The sequence below is a fragment of the Ruegeria arenilitoris genome, from assembly GCF_013030985.1.
Taxonomy (GTDB): Bacteria; Pseudomonadota; Alphaproteobacteria; order Rhodobacterales; family Rhodobacteraceae; genus Ruegeria; species Ruegeria arenilitoris_B.
This window is the reverse complement of the sequence record NZ_WPYP01000001.1, coordinates 1,148,999-1,174,827: the sequence shown is the minus strand read 5'-3', so window position 1 is coordinate 1,174,827 and position 25,829 is coordinate 1,148,999. Positions and strand designations below refer to the sequence as shown.

Annotated in this window: 24 protein-coding genes; 12 read left to right on the top strand and 12 right to left on the bottom strand. The window is 60.3% G+C overall.

All coding sequences use genetic code 11. From position 1 onward, the window contains the following. The first annotated feature begins 244 nt into the window (after positions 1-244). Positions 245-1,006 carry an NAD kinase gene (locus GOX88_RS05840; protein ID WP_170400211.1) on the top strand — a complete coding sequence of 254 codons (762 nt, stop codon included), beginning with the start codon at positions 245-247 and terminating at the stop codon, positions 1,004-1,006. 255 nt (positions 1,007-1,261) lie between these two features. Here the strand turns inward: GOX88_RS05840 and GOX88_RS05835 are convergent, their stop codons facing one another. From GOX88_RS05835 to GOX88_RS05825, 3 genes are all read right to left on the bottom strand, one after another. Continuing rightward, positions 1,262-2,701: an amidase family protein gene (locus tag GOX88_RS05835; protein WP_170400210.1), complete on the bottom strand. Its 1,440-nt coding sequence runs from the start codon at positions 2,699-2,701 to the stop codon at positions 1,262-1,264. Between the two features lie 94 nt (positions 2,702-2,795). After that, positions 2,796-4,685, bottom strand: a complete 1,890-nt coding sequence (gene prpE / locus GOX88_RS05830; protein WP_170400209.1) for a propionate-CoA ligase PrpE — start codon at positions 4,683-4,685, stop codon at positions 2,796-2,798. Positions 4,686-4,958: 273 nt separating this feature from the next. Then, the gene (locus tag GOX88_RS05825; RefSeq protein WP_170400208.1) at positions 4,959-7,232 is read right to left on the bottom strand and encodes an NADP-dependent malic enzyme; all 2,274 of its coding nucleotides are present in this window, start codon (positions 7,230-7,232) and stop codon (positions 4,959-4,961) included. A 180-nt stretch (positions 7,233-7,412) separates the two neighbouring features. Between GOX88_RS05825 and GOX88_RS05820 the strand changes: the two genes are divergently transcribed. The 7 genes from GOX88_RS05820 to upp all read left to right on the top strand — a co-directional run bounded on the left by GOX88_RS05820 (position 7,413) and on the right by upp (position 13,791). After that, a complete protein-coding gene (locus GOX88_RS05820) occupies positions 7,413-8,111 on the top strand; it encodes a hypothetical protein (protein ID WP_170400207.1) in 699 nt (232 codons plus the stop codon). Next, on the top strand, positions 8,080-9,180 hold the full coding sequence (locus GOX88_RS05815) for a cupin domain-containing protein (protein WP_170400206.1): 1,101 nt from the start codon (positions 8,080-8,082) through the stop codon (positions 9,178-9,180). Before GOX88_RS05820 ends, GOX88_RS05815 begins: the two co-directional genes overlap by 32 nt. Positions 9,181-9,266: 86 nt before the next feature. Continuing rightward, positions 9,267-9,659, top strand: a complete 393-nt coding sequence (locus GOX88_RS05810) for a cytidine deaminase (protein WP_170400205.1) — start codon at positions 9,267-9,269, stop codon at positions 9,657-9,659. A 4-nt stretch (positions 9,660-9,663) separates the two neighbouring features. Further along, a complete protein-coding gene (locus tag GOX88_RS05805) occupies positions 9,664-10,971 on the top strand; it encodes a thymidine phosphorylase (protein WP_170400204.1) in 1,308 nt (435 codons plus the stop codon). Further along, the gene (locus GOX88_RS05800) at positions 10,968-12,179 is read left to right on the top strand and encodes a phosphopentomutase (protein ID WP_170400203.1); all 1,212 of its coding nucleotides are present in this window, start codon (positions 10,968-10,970) and stop codon (positions 12,177-12,179) included. Before GOX88_RS05805 ends, GOX88_RS05800 begins: the two co-directional genes overlap by 4 nt. Beyond that, entirely contained in the window at positions 12,176-13,162 is a 987-nt protein-coding gene (locus GOX88_RS05795) for an adenosine deaminase (RefSeq protein ID WP_170400202.1), read from the top strand. The genes GOX88_RS05800 and GOX88_RS05795 overlap by 4 nt, the downstream gene beginning before the upstream one ends. Next, positions 13,159-13,791 carry a uracil phosphoribosyltransferase gene (gene upp, locus GOX88_RS05790; RefSeq protein ID WP_170325485.1) on the top strand — a complete coding sequence of 211 codons (633 nt, stop codon included), beginning with the start codon at positions 13,159-13,161 and terminating at the stop codon, positions 13,789-13,791. Before GOX88_RS05795 ends, upp begins: the two co-directional genes overlap by 4 nt. A gap of 3 nt (positions 13,792-13,794) precedes the next feature. Here upp and GOX88_RS05785 read toward each other — a convergent pair whose 3' ends face one another. After that, positions 13,795-14,811 (bottom strand): hypothetical protein, encoded by a 1,017-nt coding sequence (locus tag GOX88_RS05785; RefSeq protein WP_170400201.1) that lies wholly within the window; start codon positions 14,809-14,811, stop codon positions 13,795-13,797. A 140-nt stretch (positions 14,812-14,951) separates the two neighbouring features. Between GOX88_RS05785 and GOX88_RS05780 the strand changes: the two genes are divergently transcribed. Then, entirely contained in the window at positions 14,952-15,872 is a 921-nt protein-coding gene (locus GOX88_RS05780) for a DMT family transporter (protein ID WP_170400200.1), read from the top strand. 256 nt (positions 15,873-16,128) lie between these two features. Beyond that, positions 16,129-16,887: a Hint domain-containing protein gene (locus GOX88_RS05775; protein WP_170400199.1), complete on the top strand. Its 759-nt coding sequence runs from the start codon at positions 16,129-16,131 to the stop codon at positions 16,885-16,887. A 65-nt stretch (positions 16,888-16,952) separates the two neighbouring features. Here GOX88_RS05775 and GOX88_RS05770 read toward each other — a convergent pair whose 3' ends face one another. The 8 genes from GOX88_RS05770 to GOX88_RS05735 all read right to left on the bottom strand — a co-directional run bounded on the left by GOX88_RS05770 (position 16,953) and on the right by GOX88_RS05735 (position 24,776). Further along, the gene (locus GOX88_RS05770) at positions 16,953-19,154 is read right to left on the bottom strand and encodes a 3-hydroxyacyl-CoA dehydrogenase NAD-binding domain-containing protein (protein ID WP_170400198.1); all 2,202 of its coding nucleotides are present in this window, start codon (positions 19,152-19,154) and stop codon (positions 16,953-16,955) included. Beyond that, positions 19,147-19,635 (bottom strand): cupin domain-containing protein, encoded by a 489-nt coding sequence (locus GOX88_RS05765; protein WP_170400197.1) that lies wholly within the window; start codon positions 19,633-19,635, stop codon positions 19,147-19,149. The genes GOX88_RS05770 and GOX88_RS05765 overlap by 8 nt, the downstream gene beginning before the upstream one ends. Then, on the bottom strand, positions 19,635-20,846 hold the full coding sequence (locus GOX88_RS05760) for an acetyl-CoA C-acetyltransferase (protein ID WP_170349305.1): 1,212 nt from the start codon (positions 20,844-20,846) through the stop codon (positions 19,635-19,637). The genes GOX88_RS05765 and GOX88_RS05760 overlap by 1 nt, the downstream gene beginning before the upstream one ends. Positions 20,847-20,857: 11 nt before the next feature. Continuing rightward, on the bottom strand, positions 20,858-21,496 hold the full coding sequence (locus GOX88_RS05755) for a glutathione S-transferase family protein (RefSeq protein WP_170400196.1): 639 nt from the start codon (positions 21,494-21,496) through the stop codon (positions 20,858-20,860). 132 nt (positions 21,497-21,628) lie between these two features. After that, on the bottom strand, positions 21,629-21,841 hold the full coding sequence (locus GOX88_RS05750) for a hypothetical protein (RefSeq protein ID WP_170400195.1): 213 nt from the start codon (positions 21,839-21,841) through the stop codon (positions 21,629-21,631). Positions 21,842-21,894: 53 nt separating this feature from the next. Next, entirely contained in the window at positions 21,895-23,676 is a 1,782-nt protein-coding gene (locus GOX88_RS05745; RefSeq protein WP_170400194.1) for an acyl-CoA dehydrogenase C-terminal domain-containing protein, read from the bottom strand. A gap of 46 nt (positions 23,677-23,722) precedes the next feature. Then, on the bottom strand, positions 23,723-24,124 hold the full coding sequence (locus GOX88_RS05740; protein WP_170325475.1) for a MerR family transcriptional regulator: 402 nt from the start codon (positions 24,122-24,124) through the stop codon (positions 23,723-23,725). Between the two features lie 283 nt (positions 24,125-24,407). Beyond that, entirely contained in the window at positions 24,408-24,776 is a 369-nt protein-coding gene (locus tag GOX88_RS05735) for a MerR family transcriptional regulator (protein ID WP_170329415.1), read from the bottom strand. A 113-nt stretch (positions 24,777-24,889) separates the two neighbouring features. Here GOX88_RS05735 and GOX88_RS05730 point away from each other — a divergent pair, with 113 nt between their 5' ends. Both GOX88_RS05730 and GOX88_RS05725 read left to right on the top strand, forming a co-directional pair. Next, positions 24,890-25,309 (top strand): PaaI family thioesterase, encoded by a 420-nt coding sequence (locus GOX88_RS05730; protein WP_170400193.1) that lies wholly within the window; start codon positions 24,890-24,892, stop codon positions 25,307-25,309. Next, the gene (locus GOX88_RS05725) at positions 25,309-25,827 is read left to right on the top strand and encodes a PaaI family thioesterase (protein WP_170400191.1); all 519 of its coding nucleotides are present in this window, start codon (positions 25,309-25,311) and stop codon (positions 25,825-25,827) included. The genes GOX88_RS05730 and GOX88_RS05725 overlap by 1 nt, the downstream gene beginning before the upstream one ends. The last annotated feature ends 2 nt before the right edge of the window (positions 25,828-25,829 follow it).

Below are 25,829 nucleotides of genomic sequence, written 5' to 3'. Positions count from 1 at the left end.
GATCGAGCCAAAAAGCTCAGGATCACGGTCGGCGAGGGACTGGGTGAAAAAACCGGTATCACGAAGATTGGCGTTCATGGGGGCTCCACATGGCAGGAATTATCTTGCGGATTTCCTATCGGAAACGGCACATCTGCAAAAGCTGTAAAGCGACGATTTGGCCCGCTGTGGCGTCAAGACTGGCCTATCGGGGAAAGGTATGTTTGTTTCGGAACCAAATGTGCAAGACCGGAAACCGGAAAACATGACAAAGAGAATCGCCTTTCTCGCCAGCGACATCAAAGTGGCGCAAACCGCGCGGGACAGCCTTGTGAAACTGTACGGCAATGCGGCCCCCCGGGATGCGGATGTGGTGGTCGCCCTGGGCGGGGACGGGTTCATGTTGCACACGCTGCACAACATGCAGCACCTGGACACACCGGTCTATGGCATGAACCGGGGCACCATCGGGTTCCTGATGAATGAGTTTCACGAAGACGACCTGTTGGAGCGCCTGGCCGATGCCGAAGAAGAGGTGATCAACCCTCTGGCCATGCAGGCCATGGATCAATCCGGTAAGCTGCATGAGGCGCTGGCTATCAACGAGGTGTCGCTGTTGCGCGCCGGTCCGCAGGCGGCGCGGCTGAAGATCAGCGTCGATGGGCGGGTGCGGATGCCTGAACTGGTCTGTGACGGTGCCTTGCTGTCGACGCCAGCCGGATCGACAGCGTACAACTACTCGGCGCATGGGCCAATTCTGCCCATCGGGTCTGATGTGCTGGCCCTGACGGCGATTGCTGCGTTTCGTCCCCGTCGATGGCGCGGGGCGCTTTTGCCCAAGATCGCAAAGGTTCGATTTGATGTACTGGACGCTGAAAAGCGCCCGGTCATGGCAGACGCGGATTCGGTTTCGTTCGCAGATATCGACTGGGTCGAGATTCGCTCGGAGCCGTCCATTCAGCACCGTATCCTGTTCGACCCGGGGCATGGGCTGGAAGAGCGCCTGATCTCGGAACAGTTCACCTGACGCTTCGGAACCAAGGCTTTTTGCGGCTTATGTGATCCAGTTCACAGGCGTCTCGTTCAACTTTTGTTAATCTTAACTTGCCCGGAGAACACGCCTAGGTGGGAGTGAGTGGCCACCAAGCGGCGTTGTCGAATGATTGCGCAGTTTTCGCGCCGGCGGGGGTAGGTGGTGCTACGCTCGTTGACCGATTTCCGGGTTTATTTAAGCAAGAGGACCCCGGGCACAAAAACCCGGGGTCTATTTTTTTGATCCGGCCTATTTGGCCACCTCCATCTTGTCCCAAAGCGGCAGGCACATCTGGCCCACGCGCGCCTCGATCGCGGCGGCGGCGTCTACGGCCATATCCTCGCGCCAGCGGCGGGCGGCGATCTGAATGTTGATCGGTTGCGGCCCTTGCGGCAGATCGGCCAGCCGCGCGGGAACGCTGGCGGCGGGCAAGCCCAGAAAGTTCATCGCATAGGAATACACCGCGCAGCCCAGAACCTCGTGCACACCTTCGACGCCTTCGGTATCGCGGTCCGGTTTGAAGAATGGTTGCGGAAGGAAGGGGGACAGGATCAGAGGGTAATCCTGCATGAACAGCGACCATTCCCGCGCATAGTGGGTGCGTTTGGCCAACATCTGCACCATGTCGGTGCCGGTGATGGGCGGGAACTCCTGAAAATAGACGTCAAAGATGTCACGAATAGTCTCGGACCCGGCTGCCTCGATATCGCCCTTCAGCAGGGTCAGGACCTCACCCATTAGCGTGCGGTAACCCGTTCGGCTACAGTCGAACACGTCGGGCGGGCTGACTTCTTCAACCCGATAGCCCGCATCGATCAGAGCATCGCGTGCCGTATCCAGCGCCTTGTCGACCTCGGGGTGCAGGGCATAGCCAAAGGTGTCCTTGGTGAAGGCGACCTTGATGGGACCGTCCAATGGTTCGCCGCGCCAGGGCATCGGCACATGGAAGGGATCGCGCGGGTCGGCCGCGATCAGGCTGGGCATCGACAGGTGAAGATCTGCGGCGCAGCGTGTGATCAGTCCCTGCACCGACATGGATTGCGCCAGAAGACCACGCTCGGCCTGTTGGCTGGGGTTCCATGCCGGAACGCGGCCCAAGCCCGGCTTTACGGTCACCGCTCCGTTCGCAGCCGCCGGAAAACGCAGGCTGCCGCCAATGTCATTGCCATGCGCCAGCGCGCCGACGCCGGCCATCACAGCTGCCGCGGCACCGCCCGAAGATCCGCCGGGTGAAATATGCCGCCCCCAAGGGTTATGCGTGCGCCCGTGCAGCGGGTTGTCGGTGTCGGCGCGGAACGAGAACTCGGGCGTGTTGGTGCGCCCGATCACAACGGCCCCGGCGTTTTGCAGGTTGCGCACGACCGGAGCGTCATCGGGGGCGACCACGTCTTTCAAAGCAACCACACCGTTCGACGTGGCATGACCTTTTTGATCGACGTTGATTTTGATGGTCACCGGGACACCATGCAGCGGCCCGGTTGGCGATCCTTTCGCCCGGGCCTGATCCAGCTCGCGAGCGCGGTCCAACGCCTCGGTACTCAGGTCCTCAACCACTGCGTTCAGGTCCGGGTTGACCCGATGCATCCTGTCAACGGATGCGCGCACCGCGTCTTCGGCGCTCAGGTCTCCGCTGCGGGTGAGGGCGGTCAGGTCGGTGGCGCTCAGTCGCCAGATGTCGGAATGTGTCATGCGGCCTCATTGTCTTGGTCAGACAGTAGGGGCCCTGTTCCCGGTTGCAAGGGAAAGGCGCAAGGCGGGCGGCCATAGACCGCCCGCAGCATGTTTACTGGGCGTAGCCGATGGATTTCAGCGCCACGGTGATCTCGTCCAGAATGGCCGGATCGTCGATGGTTGCGGGCATCTTGTAGTCCTGGCTGTCCGCAATCGATACCATCGTGCCGCGCAGGATTTTGCCCGAGCGGGTCTTGGGCAGGCGATCCACCACGACGGCCTGTTTGAAGGCGGCCACCGGACCGATCTTTTCGCGGACCAGCTTGACCACATCCTGCACGACGTCGCCATGGTCCCGGTCGCAGCCCGTGTTCAGGCACAGGAATCCAACCGGCATCTGACCTTTGAGTTGATCGGTCACGCCGATCACCGCGCATTCGGCCACGTCGGGGTGGGCGGCCAGAACCTCTTCCATCCCGCCGGTGGACAGGCGGTGGCCTGCGACGTTGATCACGTCATCGGTGCGCGCCATGATGTAGAGGTAGCCGTCCTCATCAATCATGCCCGCATCGCCGGTTTCGTAGTAGCCGGGGAAGTGGTTCAAATACGAGCTTTTGAAGCGTTCTTCTGCGTTCCACAGCGTCGGCAAGGTGCCCGGAGGCAGCGGCAGTTTGACCGCAATCGCACCGAGCTCGCCCGGCTTCATCGGATGGCCGCCCTCGTCCAGAATTTGCACGTCATAACCCGGCATCGGCTTGGCCGGAGAGCCCAGCTTGACCGGCAGTTCCTCGATCCCCAGCGGGTTGCCAGCGATGGCCCAGCCGGTTTCCGTCTGCCACCAGTGGTCGATCACCGGAACCTTCAGCGCGTCCTGCGCCCATTCAATAGTGTCCGGGTCGGCCCGTTCGCCCGCCAGGAACAGTGCGCGCAGGCTGGACAGATCGTATTTTGCCAGCATCTCGCCTTTCGGATCTTCGCGCTTTACGGCGCGGATGGCGGTGGGAGCGGTGAAGAAGCTTTTGACCTTGTGCTCGGAAATCACCCGCCAGAAGGTGCCCGCGTCGGGGGTGCCGACCGGTTTTCCCTCGAACACGATGGTGGTGTTGCCGTGGATCAGCGGGGCATAGCAGATGTAGGAATGCCCAACGACCCAGCCTACATCGGATGCCGCCCAGAACACATCGCCGGGATCGACATCATAGATGTTCTTCATCGTCCAGTTCAGCGCAACCAGGTGGCCCGCAGTCGGACGCACGACGCCTTTGGGCGCGCCAGTGGTGCCCGAGGTGTAAAGGATATAGGCCGGATCGCTGCCGTCCACCGGCACACATTCTGCCGGTTCGACACCGTATTGGAACCCGTGCCAGTTAAAGTCACGGCCCTCGACCAGCTGTGCCACTTCCTGTTCGCGCTGGAAGATGACGCAGAAATCGGGCTTGTGATTGGCCATTTCGATGGCGCCGTCCAGCAGGGGCTTGTAGTGGACCACGCGGCCCGGTTCCATCCCGCAGGACGCGGCAATGATCGCCTTGGGTTTGGCGTCGTCAATGCGAACGGCCAGTTCGTTGCTGGCGAACCCACCGAATACGACCGAGTGCACGGCGCCCAGTCGGGCGCAGGCCAGCATCGCCTCGAGCGCTTCGGGGATCATCGGCATATATATGATGACCCGGTCACCTTTTTCGACGCCCTTGGCCCGCAGCGCCCCGGCCAGATTGGCGACACGGTTGCGCAGCTCGACATAAGAAATCTCGCGCTTGGTGTGGGTGATCGGGCTGTCATAGATGATGGCCGTCTGCTCTCCGCGACCGTTTTCGACGTGGCGGTCCACTGCGTTCCAGCAGGTGTTGACCTTGGCGTCGCAGAACCATTCATACATCGGCGCGTTGTCGTCAAACAGCGCTTTGGTTGGAGGTTGGACCCAATCGATCCCTTTTGCGGCCTCCATCCAGAATGCCTCCGGATCGGATTTCCAGCTTTCGTAAACGTCCTGATAGGCCACGTTGGTCTCCTCCTTAAATCCCTTGCGATGTGTGTAAGGTGGGCAGGGGGCTGCGCACAAGCGAGGGAAATAACGGGGCGTCACTTTATCGCAAAATATTTGCAGAATGAGTCAAAATCGACTGCAAAGTTTTGCAAAGTGACTGGAGGGGGTAAATTTGCACGCATGGAGTGCCATCGTTTGCAAATCTGCAAAGTTCTGCGTGCAAAGAATCACTGGCATTCGAAATGCGCTCGGGTGCCAACGCGGGCACCCGAGCATCTGTTTTCGGCGTTAGCCGTAATGCGCCACCGGAGTTCCGGCAATGGCGGCCATGTTCAGCAACCCGCGTGCGGTGATGGATGGCGTCACAATATGGGCCTTGTTGCCCATCCCCATCAGGATCGGCCCAACTTCCAGCCCGTCCGCTTTCATCTTCAGAATGTTGCGTACGCCACTGGCCGCATCCGCATGGGCAAAGATCAGAACATTGGCCGTGCCCTCCAGGCGTGAGTTCGGGAAAATCCGCGACCGCAGCTCTGGGTCCAGCGCCAGGTCGAGGTTCATCTCTCCTTCATAAGTGAAGTCGCGTGGTTCGGAATCGAGGATCTCCAGCGCGGCGCGCAAGCGCTTGCCCGATCCTTCCATCTGATTGCCGAATTGCGATTGTGAGCAGAAGGCAATCTTGGGTTCGATCCCAAACCGGCGCACGTGGCGCGCGGCCCCGACTGTGGATTCGGCCAGTTCTTCAGGCGTCGGCAATTGCCGCACATGGGTGTCCGCGATGAACAACGGGCCATCTTCGAGGATCATCAACGACAGCGCGCCATGGGGGCGCAGGTCGCCATCGGCCAGAACCTGTTGCGCATAGTTCAGATGCCAGCGGTACTCGCCGAAGGTGCCGCAGATCATGCTGTCGGCCTCACCCCGATACACCATGATGGCAGCGATCGCGGTGTTGTTCGTGCGCATGATCGCCTTGGCCAGATCGGGTGTCACGCCACGGCGTTGCATGATCGTATGATACGAATTCCAGTAGTCATAGTACCGCGGATCATCCTGCGGGTTCACGATCTGGAAGTCCTCGCCAGGGCGAACCGTCAGGCCCAGCCGTTCGCAGCGGGCTTTGATAACATCGGGACGACCGATCAGGATCGGTGTTTCGGTGGTCTCTTCCAGAATAGCCTGTGCGGCGCGCAGCACACGTTCATCCTCACCCTCGGCGAAGACAATCCGGCGCGACGCGGCGGCGGCGGCTTCGAACACAGGGCGCATCAGCAGGGCGGATTTGAAAACGGTCTGGTTCAGGCGTTCCTTATACGCTTCGATATCGTCGATCGGGCGCTTGGCGACGCCGCTCTCCATCGCCGCCTTGGCCACGGATGAGGACACGACGCCCACCAGACGCGGATCAAACGGTTTCGGGATCAGGTAGTCCGGTCCAAAGGTCAGTTGTTCGCCCTTGTAGGCCGCGGCGGCTTCGGCGCTGGTGGTGGCGCGGGCCATCTCGGCGATGCCATCGACACAGGCGATTTGCATTTCGTCATTGATTTCGGTCGCCCCCACATCCAGCGCACCCCGGAAGATGAAGGGGAAGCACAGAACGTTGTTGACCTGGTTGGGAAAGTCGCTGCGACCAGTGGCGATGATCGCATCCGGTGCAACCTCTCGCGCGGCCTGCGGCAGAATCTCGGGCGTCGGATTGGCCAGCGCGAATATGATCGGGCGCTTGGCCATTTTCTCGACCATCTCGGGTTTGAGCACATTGGGACCGCTGAGGCCGAGGAACAGGTCGGCGTCGCCAATCACATCATCCAATGTGCGCAGGTCGGATTTCTGTGCGAACTGGTCCTTGTGTGGGTTCATATCCTCGGCGCGGCCCTCGTAGACCAGCCCGTGAATGTCGCACAGCCAGATATTCTCGCGCTTGACGCCCAGTTTCACTAGCATGCTAAGGCAGGCGATCCCCGCTGCGCCACCACCGGTCGAGACGACCTTGATGTCCTCGAACTTCTTTCCGGCCACATGCAACGCGTTCTTGGCGGCGGCCCCGACCACGATGGCTGTGCCGTGCTGATCGTCGTGAAAGACCGGAATGTTCATCCGTTCACGACACAGCTTTTCGACGGTAAAACAATCGGGAGCCTTGATGTCTTCCAGGTTGATGGCTCCGAAAGTCGGCTCCAGCGCACAGACGATATCGGCCAGCTTTTCCGGGTCAGGCTGGTCGACTTCGATGTCGAAACAGTCGATACCGGCGAACTTCTTGAACAGGACCGCCTTGCCCTCCATCACCGGCTTCGAGGCCAGCGCGCCGATATTGCCCAACCCCAGAACCGCCGTCCCGTTCGAAACAACTGCCACAAGGTTGCCGCGCGCGGTGTAGAGTTCCGCGTTGGATGCGTCCGCCTTGATCTCGAGGCTGGCCTCGGCCACGCCGGGCGAATATGCACGCGCCAGATCACGGCCGTTGGCCATCGGCTTGGTCGCCTTGATTTCCAGCTTCCCGGGTTTTGGATGGGCATGATATTCAAGCGCGGCCTGCCGCAAACTGGGTGTATCCGACATCGAAATTCAGCTCCCTTCTGAAATTTGATTTAGCCTTAAACTATTTTTTTCAGCTTGGCTACGTTGCGTCACTTGAGAACGCGGAACGGGCTGTTTTGCCGCTGTGCTTGATTTCCGCTTCAAAATACCTATGTTCCCGCAACTTTTGCACCTATCCTCTTTCGTAATGAGAAGACTGGCATGAGCTATCAGAAAGACGTCGAGACGGGCGTGGCCCTCTCGCCGAATACAGGCAAATTTGGCACCGACCATTTCGCTTTTCGTGCGACCATCGTTTTGGCCGCCGCGATCCTGTGCGGCATCTCTTTGTGGCCGATGCAGGCGGCAGTGTTCAACCAAGAGGGCGGTCTGATCGAAACCGGCTCGGCCGTGGCTTTGCTGGTCGCTGGTTTGGTGGCTCTCATTCGGCATCGTGGGATCAGCCGACTGTATATTGGTGTGGTTTTGCTGTTGTTGGCTGAGCGCGAGCTTGAGGCCGATAGTTATGCCGTGGACAGCGTGCCTTACGTTGTTCTGCACAGTCTGGATGCCCTGCTGGATATGACGGTGGTGCGCGTTGTGCTCGCGGTGATTGTGCTGGGCGGGCTCGTCCTGCACGGGGTGCCTAACGCCTGGCGAGCGTTGAAGGAGCGGGCGCCGTTTCTTCTGGTGTTCTTTCTGGCCGGTATGTGTGCCGTCATCGCGCAGGGGTTGGAAGAAGTCAGCAGTGCCATCGGTGCGGACATGACGGCTGTCATGGCGACCCGTCTGTTCGCGCTGGAAGAAACGCTCGAGATGTTCTTTTCGATTGGCATTTTGGCCGCGGTTCTGATCGGATGGCCAAAAGCCAAGGCCGATGAGACCCCCAATGACCAATTCATACAGCCAGACCCAAGCTGAAATCCGCCTGCCCACGCAGGAATTGCGTGACGACATCCCTTTTTTCACCAAGGTTCTGGGGATGCGGATGGATATGATCTATCCCGCCGATGATCCGCGTATCGCCGTGTTCTCGGGTCATGGCCTGCGACTGCGGGTCGAAAAAGACGCGCCCGAACCGCCCGGCACATTGCGCATTCTGACGGATAGCCCGGATGAATTTGCGGACGGTCAGCGCAGCATTGTGGCTCCCAACGGCACCCGCGTTGAGATCGACGAGTTGAACCCGCCTCTGGTCATGCCGGAAACGGTGCATTCCTTCGTGGTGCGCAGGCTCAAGGATCAGGCGCCGTGGATCATAGGCCGGGCAGGAATGCACTATCGCGATCTGGTGCCGGACCGGCTGGGCGGCTCGATCATCGCCAGCCATATTCGTATTCCCGACGGTGGCCCCGTGCCGGATATGGTGCATTTTCACAAGGTCGGATTTCAGCTGATCTTCTGCATCCATGGCTGGGTCGATGTGGTCTACGAAGATCAGGGCGACAAGATGCGCCTGACCGCGGGCGATTGCTTTATCCAGCCGCCGGAAATCCGCCACCGCGTGCTTGAGGCTTCGGACAATGTGCAAGTGATCGAGATCGGCGTTCCCGCCGAACATGTCACCGAGATCGATCATGAGATGGAGTTGCCCACGCCTCACTATCGCCCGGATCGGGAGTGGCAGGGCCAGCGGTTCGTCTTCAATCAGGCCGAAGGTGCCGAATGGGTTCCGTTCCGTCTGCCGGGTTATATCTGCCGCGACACGACTATTGCCGAGAACACCAAGGGCGTTGCCGGGGTGCATGTCGTGCGCAAAGGGCAGGGCGATCCCGTCTGGGCGGCCCACGATACGGATATTCACTTCACCTTTGTCATGAACGGGGAGGTCACGCTTGAGGGCGAAGGCCGCGATCCGTTCCGGCTTGAACAGGGGGATGCCTTTGTCATCCCGCCCGGCATGCGCACCCGTTTGGCCGACCCCTCGGACGATGTCGAATTGCTTGAGGTCACGCTGCCCGGTACGTTCTCTACCACGCTGGACCGATAAATCTTCTGTCCGGGGCTTCACCTCTCTGGTTGGTTTCCGCTAGGGTGTAAATTTCTGACCAGATGATCAAAAATTGGGGAATCGACATGACTTTGAAAGACGCCGCACTGTCCGTCCGGGAAAAAGCATATGCGCCCTATTCAAACTTCAAAGTTGGCGCGGCGATCCGGTCGATGTCGGGCGCGGTCTTTTCCGGTTGCAACGTTGAAAATGTGGCGTACCCAGAAGGCACCTGTGCCGAGGCCGGCGCCATCGCCGCCATGGTTGCTGCGGGAGAGCAGTCCCTGACCGAGGTTTACGTGGTCGCGTCCTCTCCGCAACCGGTGCCGCCCTGCGGGGGATGCCGTCAGAAGCTGGCCGAGTTTGGCAAGCGCGACGTCAAGGTGACACTGGCCACGGTCGACGGGGCCGAGTTCGAAACCACCATCGGCGACCTGCTGCCAGGGGCCTTCGACGCCTCGCATATGGAGGACGCCTGAGCCCATGGACGCTCGTTCGATCATCGCAAAGCTACGCCGGGGGCAGGTGCCCACCGGTGAGGAACTGACATGGTTCGCGCAGGGTCTGGCCGATGGTGGCGTCAGTGACGCGCAGGCCGGGGCTTTTGCCATGGCTGTCTGCATGGGCGGGCTGGGCGCGCAGGGGCGCGCTGACCTGACCGTGGCCATGCGCGACAGCGGTGACGTGCTGAGCTGGGATTTCGATGGTCCGGTGATCGACAAACACTCGACCGGAGGGGTGGGCGACAGCGTCTCACTGGTGCTGGCCCCGGCGTTGGCCGAACTCGGTGCGTATGTTCCGATGATCTCGGGCCGCGGGCTGGGCCATACCGGCGGAACTCTGGACAAACTGGAATCCGTTCCGGGCGTCAGCACCCAGATCGGGCAGGAACGTCTGGCTCAGATCCTGCGCGATACCGGTGCGGCCATTGTCGGTGCAACGGGGCAGATTGCCCCCGCGGACAAGCGGCTTTATGCGATCCGCGATGTGACGGCGACGGTGGAAAGCTTGGACCTGATCACCGCCTCGATCCTATCCAAGAAACTGGCCGCCAGCCCCGAGGCGCTGGTGCTGGACGTCAAGGTCGGCTCTGGCGCGTTCATGAAGACGCTTGAGGATGCCCGCAGCCTGGCGCAGGCCCTGACGGAAACCGCCAACGCGGCGGGATGCCGGACCTCGGCTGTGATCACCGATATGCATCAACCCTTGGCGCCTGCGTTGGGCAACGCGCTGGAAGTGGCCGAGGTGATGAAGGTTCTGACCAAGGCGTATAACGAACCGCTGGCCGAAATCTCGGCCGAGCTGGGCGGAGTGCTGCTGGCCGATGCGGGCATGTTCGCAACCGCTGACGAAGGGCGCGACAAGATCACCGACGTCATCCGCGACGGCCGCGCGGCTGAAAGGTTTGGTCGCATGATGTCCGCCGTGGGAGGGCCGTTGCAGTTTGTCGACAACTGGTCCCGCTACCTGCCCGAAGCCAGCGTGATCCTTGAGGTTTCTGCGGATGCCAGCGGTTACATCACCGCAATAGATGGCGAGGCGCTGGGCCTGTCCGTGGTGGCGCTGGGCGGCGGTCGGCAGGTCGAGGATGATGTGATCGATCCGGCGGTTGGTCTGTCTGGAATCGTCAGGCTGGGTGACAGGATCGAAAAGGGCGCGCCTTTGGCGGTTGTCCACGCAGCCCGTGAAGACGCCGCACAACAGGCATCTGAAGCGGTGAAAATGGCCATAACGATCGGTCCGGATGCGGGGCCGATGCCGACGCTTGTTCACGAAAGGATCACGCCGTGACCCGCGCTTTTCTTGTTGTGATGGATTCGGTTGGTATCGGCGGCGCGCCAGATGCGGATCGGTTCTTTAACGGCGCAGTCCCGGATACCGGTGCGAACACTCTGGCGCACATCGCGCAGGCCTGCGCCGAAGGGCGTGCCGAGGACGGACGGTCAGGTCCGCTGCATCTGCCCAACCTTGATGCACTGGGCTTGGGGGCCGCGACGCGTTTGGCCTCGGGCGCGGATACGCCCGGACTGCAGGCCGACCCCTCGGGTCTTTGGGGCTGCGCGCGCGAGCATTCACCGGGCAAGGACACGCCTTCGGGGCACTGGGAATTGGCCGGGCTGCCGGTGCCGTGGGACTGGCATTATTTTCCGGACACGACACCATCCTTCCCGGACGACTTAAGCCGCGCGGCTGCCGAGGCCGCAGGGGTTGAGGGCATTCTGGGGGATTGCCACGCCTCGGGCACGGCGATCATCGCCGAACTGGGGGCCGAGCATATGCGGACCGGCTGGCCGATCTGCTACACCTCAGCCGACAGCGTTTTCCAGATCGCGGCGCATGAGGAGAGTTTTGGTCTCGATCGTCTCTTGGACATGTGCAAGGCACTGGCCCCGCGACTGCATGAGATGAAGGTGGGCCGAGTCATCGCGCGGCCCTTTGTCGGCTCGCCGGAAGAGGGTTTCACCCGCACCACCAACCGCAAGGACTTTGCCATCCTGCCGCCTGCGCCGGTGTTGACCAACTGGGCGCAGGATGCCGGGCGGCGGGTTCATGCGGTGGGCAAGATCGGCGATATCTTCTCGATGCAGGGGATCGACACCCTACGCAAAGGCTCGGATGCCGAGTTGATGGGCCACCTGTCGGATCTGGCCGATGAGGCCGAAGAAGGCAGCCTGACCTTCGCCAATTTCGTCGAGTTCGACAGCCTCTATGGCCACCGCCGCGACATCAGCGGATATGCCCGCGCGCTGGAGTGGTTCGACCGAGAGCTCGGCGCGATCCTGTCGCGTCTGCGCCCCGGCGACCTGTTGCTGTTGACCGCCGATCACGGCAATGATCCCAGCTGGATCGGTACCGATCACACGCGCGAACAGGTTCCCGTTCTGATCGCCGGGCAGGGTGCCGGGCAGATCGGCGCGATCAATTTCGCCGACGTTGCCGCCAGCATCGCGCATCATCTGAACATTCCGGCTCAAGGACCGGGGAAGAGTTTTCTATGACCGTCGCAGACTTACCCAAGATTGAATTGCACCTGCACCACGAAGGTGCGGCCCCGCCTGCCTTCATCCGTCAGTTGGCGCATGAAAAGCGCATTGACCTGAGTGGGATTTTCAAGCCTGACGGCAGCTACGACTTCCGCGACTTCACCCATTTCCTCAGCGTCTATGAGGCCGCTTGCGAAGTGCTGAAATCACCCGAGGATTTCCGCCGCCTGACGCTGGCGATCCTCGAAGAAAGTGCCGCCAATGGTGTGGTCTATTCCGAAACCTTCCTAAGCCCCGATTTCTGTGGCGGCGGGGATCTGCCCGCCTGGCGCGATTACCTGAGTGCCATTCAGGACGCGGCGGATGAGGCCGAGCGCAAATATGACATCACGCTGCGTGGCGTCGTGACTTGCGTGCGCCATTTCGGGTCCGAGCAGGCCAAACACAGCGCCCATTGCGCTGCCGAAACCGCCGGAGATTGGATTACGGGGTTCGGTATGGGCGGCAACGAATCCGTCGGCACGCAAGGCGATTACAAATGGGCCTTCGACTGCGCCCGCGAAGCCGGGTTGCGGCTGACCACTCATGCCGGTGAATTCGGTGGCCCCGAAAGCGTGCGCGATGCCGTGCGCGATCTGGGGGTAGAGCGTGTTGGCCACGGCGTCCGCGCCATCGAAGACCCCGACCTGATCCGCGAACTGGTCGACCGTGAGGTGACGCTTGAAGTGTGTCCGGGCTCGAACGTGGTTCTGGGCCTGTTCCCCGATTTCGCAGCGCACCCGATTGCCCGGTTGCGCGACCACGGGGTCAACGTCACTGTATCAACCGACGACCCGCCGTTTTTTCACACCACCATGCGGCGCGAATATGAGATGTTAAGCCAAGCCTTTGGCTGGGAGGCCGAAGACTTTGCTGCCCTGAATGAAACCGCCCTGAACGCGGCCTTCTGCGATGATGACACCCGCGCGCGGGTCAAGAAAAGACTGGAGAGATCATGAGCGAACACCTGACCGTCGTTGACCACCCGCTGGTCCAGCACAAACTTACGCTCATGCGGGACAAGGGCACCTCGACCGCTGAATTCCGGCAGCTTCTGCGCGAGATCACGCTGTTGCTGGCCTATGAGGTCACGCGTGAGATGCCTCTGACCACCCGCCATATCGAAACCCCGATGGAGGAGATGGACGCGCCAATTCTGGCTGGCAAGAAACTGGCGTTGGTGTCGATCCTGCGTGCGGGCAACGGGATGTTGGACGGTGTACTGGAACTGGTCCCCTCGGCGCGTGTCGGGTTTGTCGGCCTGTACCGCGACGAAGAAACCCTGAAGCCGGTGCAGTATTACTTCAAGGCACCCGAAGGGTTGAAAGACCGTCTGGTTATTGCCGTTGATCCGATGCTGGCCACCGGCAACAGCTCGGCCGCGGCAATTGACCTGCTGAAAGAGGCAGGCGCGACCGATATCCGTTTCCTCTGCCTGCTGGCCGCGCCCGAAGGCGTCGCGCGCATGAAAGAGGCGCATCCGGATGTGAAAATCGTCACCGCGTCTCTGGACCGCGAGTTGAATTCGAAGGGTTACATCATGCCCGGTCTCGGGGATGCCGGGGACCGGATGTTCGGCACCAAGTAACGCTTATTCTCCGCAGATATTCTGCAGCCGGACCCAGTCGCGGTCCGGCAGAACCTGTTGCAGGGGGCGACCCGCCATCGGGTCGGCCTCGATCAGGCCCAACACCGTCTCGCCGGTGACATCCATCGCATAAGCATAAGGGGTCGATGGCAGCGCGGCTTGGGCGAAGACCTCAAGCAAATCATCATCGGGCAGGGTGGGGCGAGGTTCCGACAGAACCTGCTCGGTGTAAGCGTCCACATTCTCGGGTGTCAGCTCTCCGGTCGTCAGCAGGCGGAAGGCTGTCGTGGCACCGGTGCGGTCCAGCAGATCGTTCAGCGGATCATGTGCCTCGGCCCTTGCGCGTTCGGCGATGATGTAGCCCGCAGCGACCGAGGGGTCTTCGTGGTCCTCGACCAAGGCACGGTTCAGCAGCACGATGCCGCCTGGCAGGCTAAGGCTGGTTTGCACCCCGGCGGGCAGAATGATGACCTTTCGAACCCCGGTACGCGTGGCCAACTGATCCAGCGCCGCTTCTGCGTCCTCAGACGTGCAGGCCCGCCCCGAGACCCTCTCGATCCGGTGCAGAATCGCGTTGCCGATATCCTGACGTTTGATCTCGGGCACGACCGAGACAACGTGGTTTTGCAATGCCGACGGCATCCATAGCAGCAACAGTGACGCCACGGCGGCCACCACACCGGCGACGCTGAACCAACGCAACCGGCCCGGATGGGGCCGCGCCCGGTCGATGGCCCGTTGCAGCCGGTCGATGGCTTCGATCATCGTGGTCTCGGAGTCCTCCAACTCCAGCGTTTCGTCCCGATCACCATCGGGGTTGAAGACAGCCGGGAAGACGCCCGGATTCTGCCGTTCTAACGCTGCCAGAGACCAATGAGTCAGCGCCTGTTCGTTGAAATCCGAGATGGTCAGCGTGGCTTCACCAAGCGACACCACGACCTCTCGCCGCTGCACATCGGGCGAGGGGCGCCACAGACCGGTGGCTTCGATCCGTTGGTACTGTTTGAGTGCCGTCTTCAAGGTGAGGTATGCTCGTGATTATTTTGGCTCAGCTTAGCATGGTAAAATCCGCAGGCGCAAACCTGTTGCGCCCGGATTGTGAAATGTGCTGGATAACACGATGCGCGGCAATCACCGCCGCTTTGTAACCGGGGCACAGAATGCAGGCGGACTCTCAGACCTCACCGATTTTGGCCTCGGTCCTGATGGTCAGCGCAATGGCGATCATCGGGGTGATCGACAACGTGGTGATCCTGCTGGCCGAGACGGTCGGCCTGTGGCAATTCCACCTGAGCCGCGCCCTGCTGATGTTGCCGCTGATCGGCGGCCTTTCCTTGTTGGGGATGGGCAGTTTGCGCCCGCAACGGCTGGGGCCGGTCATTCTGCGCAGCGTTCTGATCACGCTGGCGATGCTGTTCTATTTTGCCTCGCTGGCGCTGATGCCGATTGCGCAGGCGCTGGCGGGGCTGTTCACCTCACCGATCTTTGTGCTGTTGATCTCGGCCCTTGCGATGGGGCATAGGATCGGCCCGTGGCGCATTCTGGCCGTTCTGATCGGGTTTTCCGGTATCCTCTGCGTGCTGCAGCCCAATCCCTATGAATTCGATGCACAAACCTTGCTGCCGGTGGCCGGAGGGTTTTTCTATGCGCTCAGCGCGATCATGACGCGCAGCCATTGCGCGCAGGAAAGCACCGTAGCGCTGTTGGCGGCCATGATCTTGACCCTTGGGCTGGCCGGGGCGCTTGGCCTGGTCGTGTTCTCGATGCTTTCATTGCCCGATGGTTTCGTGACGCGGGGCATGGTCTGGGACATGCAGCCGGCGCTGAAATGGATCGTCGTGCAGGCGGTCGGGTCGACGATTGCAGTTTTCATGCTGATCAAAGCCTATCAGATTGGAGAAACCTCTTATGTTGCTGTGTTCGAATACTCGGTGATGATTTTCGGTCCGCTATTTGCCTGGGTCGCGCTGGGGCAAGTGATCGGCGTCATGCAGATCGCCGGGATCGGGCTGATCGCCGCAGCCGGGGCGTTGCTGGGGTGGCGATCAAGGCGTGCCGCCGCGTTGGGAGAAACGGTGTGATCCTGTTGCGCGGGCTTTGCCAGTGCCTGTGCCGAGGACATCGCCGGATTCGGGTAGGCTATTGATCCACCTTGTGGTGCATAGTTTCCATATTGAGTCCAATTCTATTACCAATTTGATTGTTGTTTATATTTCGGGCGCTTAAGGGGCCTGAAATGGTCCAAATTGGGCCATAATATGTCAAAAATAAGTCGCGCCGCTAAATCCTGTGATACGCATGAATCTTAGTTGTTGTGTGTAATAGGTGGGTGGGTTCTTGTTAAAGGTAGAGAGTGTAATAGATTTTGCGGAAAGGTCCGAATACCAAGGGGGCGCCGAGCCACAGGCTGCGCTGAACGCGCGCCGCGGTGGGCTGGTACATGGGACCAGAGTTGCGACAAAGGCCGGATGGAAGCTGGTCGAAGAGTTGCGGGCCGGTGATTTTGTTCGAACATTGGATAATGGTTTCAGACCGGTAAGTCGCGTTGCGACAGATTGCATCACGGTGCCACCCGGCGAAACCAATGCCGAAAATATGCCGATCCGGGTGCCGTCAAACGCGGCCTACAACGGCCGTCCGGTCTGGCTGATGCCCGAGCAGGGTGTCGCACTGGACAGCACCAAGTTGAATCATGATCCGATCACATTGCCCGTCAGTATGCCGATTGTGTCCGCCAGATTGCTGAGCGGCATGTTCCGGATAACCTCGGATGTGCCAGCGTCCTATTTCGACATCAGCACTCTGTTTTTCGATCAGGACGAGGTGATCTATATCGAAGGTGGATTTCGGGCCTTTTGCCCGGCGGGCCGTTTTGGGTCTGGCGGCATCTATGGTGCGTCGCCGTATGAGGTCGTCGCGGGTGAGGCCGCAGCGGATCTAATTTATCTGACGACAAGAAACGGTGACATTGGTGTCCTGGCAAATTCGCTGGGCTCGGTTCCTGCGCCGGTTTTTGATCATCCCATTGTTCCGGTGAGGCCGGTTAGGGGCGCGCGTCGGCCCGGCCGGCCGGGTCGGCCAGTGATGATGATCTGAGCGGGAAGCTATCTGAGACAAAAAGGTAACGCTGGCGCATTGGGGGCATGCGCCAGCGTTTTTATTTAGGCAGCCTTGGCTTCGGGTGCGAAGCGGCCGTAGAAGCTCTGGCCTTTTTCGGCCATCTCACGCAGCAGCGGCGGGCAGGCGAAGCGTTCGCCATACGCCTCGGTCAGTTGATCGCAACGCTCGGCCGCGTAAGGCGTGCCTATGATGTCCAGCCAGCTCAGCGGGCCGCCCGACCAAGGTGCAAAGCCCCAGCCCAGGATCGCGCCCACATCGCCTTCGCGGATGTCTTCCAGCACACCTTCCTCCAACGCGCGGACCGCTTCCAGAACCTGTGCGAACATCAGACGCTCCTGCACCTCGATCAGATCAGGTTGGTCTTCGGCATGCGGGTACTTGTCCTGCAGACCCTTCCAATATTCGACACGCTTGCCTTTTTCGTCATAGTCGAAGAAGCCCGCGTTGGCCTTGCGCCCCAGACGGCCCTGTTCCTCCATCCAGAAGATCAGATCATCCGAGGGGCTTTCCGGGTAGGCATCGCCCATCGCCGCTTTGGTCGCACGCGCGATCTTGGCACCCAGATCAATCGAGGTCTCATCGGTCAGCTGGATCGGGCCTACCGGGAAGCCCAGTTGACGCGCAGCGTTGTCGATCAGCACAGGGTTCACACCCTCGGCGATCATCCGCACACCTTCGTTGATGTACGGTATGATGCAGCGGTTGGCGTAGAAGAAGCGCGCATCGTTGACCACGATCGGCGTTTTGCGGATCTGGCGGACATAGTCCAGCGCCTTGGCGACTGCGCGATCCCCGGTTTCCTTGCCCTTGATGATTTCGACCAGGAACATCTTTTCAACCGGCGAGAAGAAGTGGATGCCGATGAACTGTTCGGGCCGAGCCGAGGCTTTGGCCAGATCGGTGATCGGCAGGGTCGAGGTGTTCGAAGCAAAGATGCAATCCTCGGGGATGATTGCCTCGACCTTCTTGGTCATCTCGGCCTTGACACCCACGTCCTCGAACACGGCTTCGATGATCAGGTCACAGCCTTTGAGGTTGTCCAGATCCGGAGTCGCAGTGATGCGGGCCAGCATGGCCTCTTTCTTTTCAGCCGTGACTTTGCCGCGCTTCATACCCTTGTCCAGATAGGTCTCGGAATAGGCCTTGCCCTTGTCAGCCGCTTCCTGATCACGGTCGATCAAAACGACCTCCATCCCAGCCTGCGCCGAGACCAGAGCGATACCGGCACCCATCATGCCAGCGCCCAATACGCCGACCTTCTGGACACGCTGATCGGGAACACCTTTGGGACGGACCGCGCCTTTCTCCAGCGCTTCTTTGTTCAGGAACAGAGACCGGATCATCGCAGATGAGGACGGGTTCATCAGAACACTGGTGAACCAGCGCGCTTCGATTTTCAGAGCGGTGTCAAAGTCGACCAGCGCACCTTCGTAGATCGAGCTCAGCAGGGCTTTGGCCGCCGGGAAGGCGCCTTGGGTCTTGCCGTTCACCATCGCATTGGCGCCGACGAAGGTCATGAAGCCGGCAGGGTGATAGGGCGCACCACCGGGCATTTTGTAGCCCTTGGCGTCCCAAGGCTTGACCAGATCGGCGTCCTTGGCGTTCAGAACCCACTCTTTCGCCGCAGCAACCGGGTCGTCCGACACAGCGTCGATCAGCTGCGCGCCCTTGGCCTTGGCCGGGTCCATCATCTTGCCTTCCAGCAGGACCGGGGCCGCTGCCATCGCGCCAACCATACGGCTGAAACGCATGGTGCCGCCGCCGCCGGGGAAGATGCCAAGCATGATTTCCGGCAGACCGATCTTGGCCTTGGGGTTCGAGGTCATGACACGGTGGTGACAGGCCAGCGCGATCTCGGTCCCGATACCGGCGCAGGTGCCGTTGATGGCACAGGCGATCGGCTTGCCGCCCTTTTTGGTCTTGGGGTCCATGCCCGCCAATTCCATCTTGCGCAGGATGTGGTGGCCGCCCATGACGAAATCGAACAGCGCCTGTGCAGGTTCCTCGCCCGCTTCTTGACGGATGGTGGCCAGCGTGTTCAGGTCCATACCGCCCGCGAATGAGCCTTCTTTGCCCGAGGTGATGACGATACCTTTGATCTCGTCATCGTTCAGGGCCTGATCGATCAGTTGGCTGACCTCCTGAAAGGCCTCGCGCGTCAGCACGTTCATGGATTTGCCCTGGGCATCCCAGGTAACAAAGGCGACGCCGTCCGCGTCTTTGCTCAGAGTGAAATCAGTCATTGTCATCTCCAATCTGGTCAGCCGTCAGCGGGCTGCCATCCTTGCGGGTGAAGGCGAATCCGTTCTCGTCATCCTTCACCATCATGTCTATGTCGCTGTAAAAGCCGGTCTCGGTCGGGGTCCGTGTGCCCACCACCAGAAAGGTCGCGGGCGCATCGGTTTTGTTCACAAGGTGATGGCCGTTGGCCTCACCTGCTGGCCAAGCGGCGCAGTCGCCGGGCTGCATCTCATGCTCGCCATCGTCATCTATCAGCACGCAGGTGCCGCTGAGCATGATAGCAAACTCGTCCTGCTTCATGTGGTAGTGACGCAGCGAAGACATGCCCTGCGGTTCCAGCCGCACGATATTGACCCCGTATTGGGTCAGCCCGCCTGCGTCGCCCACGCGCTGGACGAAACGACCTGCGGTCGCCTCGGCCAGCTTGCCGGGATAGGCTGAGCCCCCCTTGAACGGGATCTGAGAGAGATCCAGCTTGGGCATCAGACCCGCTCGATAATGGTTGCCGCACCCATGCCGGACGCAATGCAGAGCGTGGCCAGACCGGTTTCCTTGTCCTGACGCTCAAGTTCGTCCAGCAGTGTGCCGATGATCATCGCACCGGTTGCACCCAGCGGGTGACCCATAGCGATTGAGCCGCCGTTGGGATTGACCAGCGCAGGATCGACATCGAACGCCTGCTGGAACCGCAGCACGACCGAGGCGAAGGCCTCGTTTACTTCGAACAGGTCCAGATCGCTGATCTTCATGCCGTTATCGGCCAGGATCTTTTCGGTCACCGGAACCGGGCCGGTCAGCATGATGGTCGGGTCGGTGCCGATCTTTGCGGTCGCCTTGATCCGGGCGCGCGGTTTCAGGCCGTACTTCTCACCGAATTCCTTGTTGCCGATCAGAACAGCAGCAGCGCCGTCCACAATGCCCGAGCTGTTGCCCGCGTGGTGGATGTGGTTGATCCGCTCAAGGTGCGGGTATTTCAGCATCGCCACCTTGTCGAAGCCGGGCATCTGCTCACCCATCATCGCGAAGGATGGGTTCAGCGAGCCGAGGCTCTGCATATCGGTGCCAGGGCGCATGTATTCGTCGCGGTCCAGAATGGTCAGGCCGTTCTGGTCCTTGATGGTGATGACCGATTTCTCGAACCGGTTGTCTTCCCATGCCTCTGCCGCACGTCTCTGCGATTCCACCGCCAGCGCGTCGGCGTCGTCACGGCTGAAACCATACTCGGTCGCGATGATATCGGCCGAGATACCCTGCGGCACGAAATAGGTGTCCATCGCCAGCGTCGGGTCAACGGCAATCGCGGCACCGTCACTGCCCATGGCCACACGGCCCATCATCTCAACACCGCCTGCGATATAGGCTTCGCCAGCGCCGCCCTTGACCTGGTTTGCCGCCAGGTTCACGGCTTCCATGCCGGATGCGCAGAAGCGGTTGATTGCAAGACCGGGGATCGACTGATCCAAATCCGATGCCAGAACCGCCGAGCGCGCCAGACAGCCGCCTTGCTCCATCACCTGCGTAACGTTGCCCCAGATCACGTCCTCGACGGCGTGGCCTTCGAGGTTGTTACGCTCTTTCATCGCGTTCAGGGTCAGGGCGGACAGGCGCACCGAGGTTACCTCGTGCAGGCTGCCATCCTTGCGGCCCTTGCCGCGCGGAGTGCGCAGGGCGTCATAAATGTAAGCTTCGGTCATGGGTCTTCTCCTTAAGCTCGATCCGACGGTTTGCCGGGCATCAGGTCATATGGGTGTTTCCAGCCGGGCTGTTCCGACAAGCGGGTCAGCCAGGCGTCGATATGGGGCCAGTCGGCGCGGTCAAAGCCGAATGGTTCAGGGTAATAAAGGTAGCCACAGCAGCTGAGATCGGCGTTGGTCACGCCGTCGCCGACGATCCAGTCGCGCCCATCCAGGTGGGAGTCGAGGACCGCGTATGCTGCCTTGAGGCGCCCCTGGTTAAAGGCGATCACATCCGGGTTGCGGTGCTTTTCAGGCAGGAAGTTGATCAGAAAGCGGGTCAGCCCCGCCATAGAGCTGAGCTTGTGGTTGTCCCACAGCACCCAGCGGAAAATCTCATAATTCTCATCCCGATCCTTGCCGCCGAATTTGCCCGATTTCTCGGTGACGTAGGCCTGAATGGCCCCAGATTGGGAGGTTTGGAAGTCACCGTCGATCATGAAGGGCGCTTCGCCCATCACGTTGACTTCCGAGCGGAACTCGGGGCTGCGCGTTACACCGTTGAAGAAATCGACAAAGACCGGTTCCCAGTCCAGCCCGGACATTTCCAGTGCCAGTGCGGCTTTGTACGAGTTCCCACTTTCGCCAAAACAGTGAAGTTTGATGGTCATGTGTTCGCCCCTCCCGTGGCGCATGGTGCCGTGCTGCAATTCGCGTATTTCAAGAAAGGTGAACGTTTGACCGCGATCTGCCGTTCATCTTTCTGAAAACACGCACGCCCAAAGCGTGTGTGAATGGAACCGTCAGCGTTTGCGCGCCTCAAGCTCGGTATTGAATTCGCGCAGTCGGCGCGTCAGCTTCTCCTCATTTGTGACGCTGTTGAAGTTTTCGAACAGGAAAGACAGTGCTTCACCTTCGTCCAGTCCAGCTTCGCGGGCAAAAGCCCTGAGCTTGCGGTAGCCGTCCTCGGTCATTGCGACCGGAAAGCGGCGGGTCAGGCGAAAGCGTTTTGGCATTGTGTCTCCTCCGAAAACCGGCTCCGGGGCAGGGCCCCGGAACCGGAGAATGATCAGAAGTTCGCGGCCTCCAACGCCATGACCGTATCCGCGCCGGTCTGGATGCGCGACAGATGCAGCGCCGTGGCGGGCAGGCGGCGAGCCATGTAGAAGCGGCCGGTGTTTATCTTGGTCTCGTAGAACTCTTTGTCCGATGCACCACCGTCCAGCGCATCCTGTGCGGCTTTGGCCATCTGCGCCCACATCAGGCCCAGGCAAACATGGCCGAACATGTGCATGAAGTCATAAGAACCGGACAGCGCGTTGTTCGGGTTCTTCATGCCTTCCTGCATGAAATACATGCCCGCAGCCTGCAGGTCCTTGGACGCAGCTTTCAGCGGCTCGATGAAGGCCTTGTCATAGGCTTCGTCCTTGCCGCCGTTCTCCTTGCAGAAGGTTTTGACCATGTCGAAAAAGGCCATGACGTGCTTGCCGCCATCTTGTGCCAGCTTGCGGCCCACAAGATCCAGCGCCTGAACGCCGTTTGCCCCTTCGTAGATCATCGCGATCCGGGCGTCGCGAGTGTATTGCGACATGCCCCATTCTTCGATGTAGCCGTGACCGCCATAAACCTGCTGCGCCTGAACGGTCATGTCGTAACCCTGATCGGTCAGGAAGCCCTTGATGACCGGGGTCAGCAGCGAGATCAGCCCGTCCGCATCCTTGTCACCCGAGCGGTGCGCCTTGTCGATCATGGTTGCGCCCCACAGGATGAACGCGCGCGCGCCTTCGGTGAAGCTTTTTTGATCCATCAGGTTGCGACGGATGTCCGGGTGTACGATCAGCGGGTCGGCCGGGCCATCGGGGTTCTTCACGCCGGTCACATCGCGACCCTGCAGACGATCCTTGGCATATTCCAGAGCGTTCTGGAACGCGGCCTCGGCCTGCGACAGGCCCTGCATCCCCACGCCCAGACGCGCTTCGTTCATCATGGTAAACATGGCGCGCATGCCTTTGTGTTCCTCGCCCAGCAGCCAGCCAGTGGCCTCGTCATAGTTCATGACGCAGGTCGAGTTGCCGTGAATGCCCATCTTTTCTTCGATCTTGCCGACCGAAACGCCGTTGCGCTCACCCAGGCTGCCGTCTTCGTTGACGATGAATTTGGGCACGATGAACAGCGACACGCCCTTGATGCCCTCGGGGCCGCCGGGGATTTTGGCCAGAACAAGATGAATGATGTTGTCGGCCATGTCGTGATCGCCAGACGAGATAAAGATCTTCTGACCGGAAATCTTGTAGCTGCCGTCGCCCTGCGGTTCCGCCTTGGTGCGCATCAGGCCCAGATCGGTGCCGCAATGCGGTTCGGTCAGATTCATGGTGCCGGTCCACTCGCAGCTGACCATGTTGGGCAGATAGGTGTTCTTCTGCTCTTCGGTGCCATGCGCCAGAATGGCAGAGGCGGCGCCGTGGGTCAGACCCTGATACATAACAAACGCCTGGTTCGCGCCCGAGAACATCTCGCCCACGGCGGTGCCGATCACGTAGGGCATGTTCTGGCCGCCATACTCTTCCGGCATGTCGAGGCCAGTCCAACCACCTTCCTTCATCTGCTCGAAGGCGTCCTTGAACCCGGTAGGGGTGTAGACGATGCCATTTTCCAAACGGCATCCTTCGGTGTCGCCCACCACGTTCAGCGGATGCAGAACGTTGGTAGCAACCTTGCCGGCTTCTTCCAGAACCGCGCCGGTAAATTCGGCCTCCAGTTCGCTATAGCCTGGAATATCGGATTCCGAGACATTCAACACATTGTGCAGAATGAACTGAGTGTCTTTGGTTGGCGCGTTGTAGACGGGCATTTGAAGCTCCCTTAAATTCAGATGTCCGGGGATTGAGCCGCGAGGGTTACCCGGCGGCTTTTTTCTCGTGATTTATCGAGGCGATGACTTTCTCGCCCCAGCGCAACTGTTCCTTCAGATCGTCAATGGCTTGTGTCAGCTCTTCGCGACGGGCTTCCATGTCGGCCAGACGCTCCCGCGCGATTTCAATCGTGCGGATCATCTGGGTCTTTTGTTGGTCTCCCACATGGTACAGGTCCAGCAACTGCCGGATCTCTTCCAGGCTGAAGCCGAAACGCTTGCCGCGCAGGATCAGCTTCAGGCGCGCCCGGTCCCGTTTGGTGAACAGGCGTTTCTGGCCCTCGCGGATCGGAAACAAAAGTTCCTTTGCCTCGTAAAAACGCAAGGTGCGCGGCGTGACCTCGTAGGTCTCGCACATTTCACGGATGGTCATCAGATCTTCGGTCATGGTTTCAGCACTCTCGTCACTGGCGTCTATAAAAGTCAGGTGCGCAGTCGATGCGCACGTTACAACACGTAGATGACGTTCACGTAATGCAAACGCTACGTCACATTGAAAGTTGACGTAGCATCCTTTCGCGTCAAGGTGCCTGATGTCCGGGTTTTCGGAATTGACGTAACGGAATTTCACTAAAAAAAGGGCACCGGGCATCCGATGCGGAAACACGACCGGATAGCCCAAGGCTGCAATGCCCGGGCTTCAAACAATTTAGAATGAAAAAGGGGTGGGTTTAACGCAGGGACTTGGCGGTCTGGTCGCGCAGGCGCTGAAGCTCGTCCATCGCCTCATCCAGTTGTTGCCGTTGCTTCTGCAGTTCCGGCATCTGCCGGTCCGCCAGTTTTATAAACTCGGCCATCTGCGCCTGATTGCCCTGATCTTCATAGATCAACAGCCACTGGCGAATCTCTTCCAGCGAGAATCCAAACAGCCGCCCGCGCATGATCAGCTTCATCCGCGCGCATTCACGGGGGCCATAATACCGGCTGCGGCCTTCGCGTTCCGGCTGCAAAAGCTCGATATATTCGTAGTAACGCAAGGTGCGCTTGGTTACGTCGAACTCTTCGCACATCTCGTTTAATGACAAACGGTTGTCGGTCATTTTCGATCTCCTTGGCTGCAAACTAGGCCGTCGTGACGGCAAGCGCAACAGGCGCTCTTGCTCTTTTGCAAGCCACAGGCTCATAAAGAAGGAAATCAAGTGGGGCACACGACATGGTCGATAAAGTAGAAATTGCGCGCCGGTTCATCGAAGCGATCCCGCACGCCAAGGCGCTTGGGCTAAAGCTTACCAAAATCAGTGATGGTGAGGCCGCGATCTCTATGCCGTACAACGCCGATCTGGTCGGAGACCCCCGAACCGGTGTCATCCATGGCGGTGCCGTGTTTGCTGCGTTGGACACCTGCTGTGGTGCTGCTGTGATGTCCCACCCATCGGCCCCCGGTGGAACTGCCACGATTGATTTAAGGATCGACTACATGCGCGCCGCGACACCAGGGCAGAGCATCACTGCGCATGCCACCTGCTATCACATCACTCGCAACGTCGCCTTTGTCCGGGCCACGGCGATGGACGAGAATCAGGATTTGCCGGTCGCAACCGCCGCGGGTTCCTTTACGGTGGAGGGTCTGTGATGGCGCGTTCCCGTCCCGAACCCATGCAGGTGGTCAAGCAACGCCGTGATGCGGCCCTGAACGCAATTGTCGAAGGGGTGCCGTATATCCGGTTCCTGAATATCACCTTCGACCGACGCGGTGATGAGCTGACCGGAGTCCTAAATTTCGATGACAAGCTGATCGGCAACCCCCTATTGCCCGCGCTGCATGGCGGGGTGACGGCGGCGTTCCTTGAGGTCACCGCCGTCATCACGCTGAGTTGGGAGTTTTTCTTTCCCAAGATCGAAAGCGGTGAGATCGAAGCGGAAGAGCTGTTCAAGGCCGACTCGGTGCGGTTTCCCAAGACCGTGGATTTCACGGTAGATTACCTGCGTTCGGGCCTGCCGCGCGATGCCTATGCCCGCGCTTTTGTCAGCCGGTCCGGTCGGCGCTATGCGTCGGTCCGGGTCGAGGCATGGCAGGACAATCACGCGCGTCCGATAGCGCAGGCGACCGGGCATTTCCTGATGCCGCAGTCCAAACCCAAAACGGGGTAACT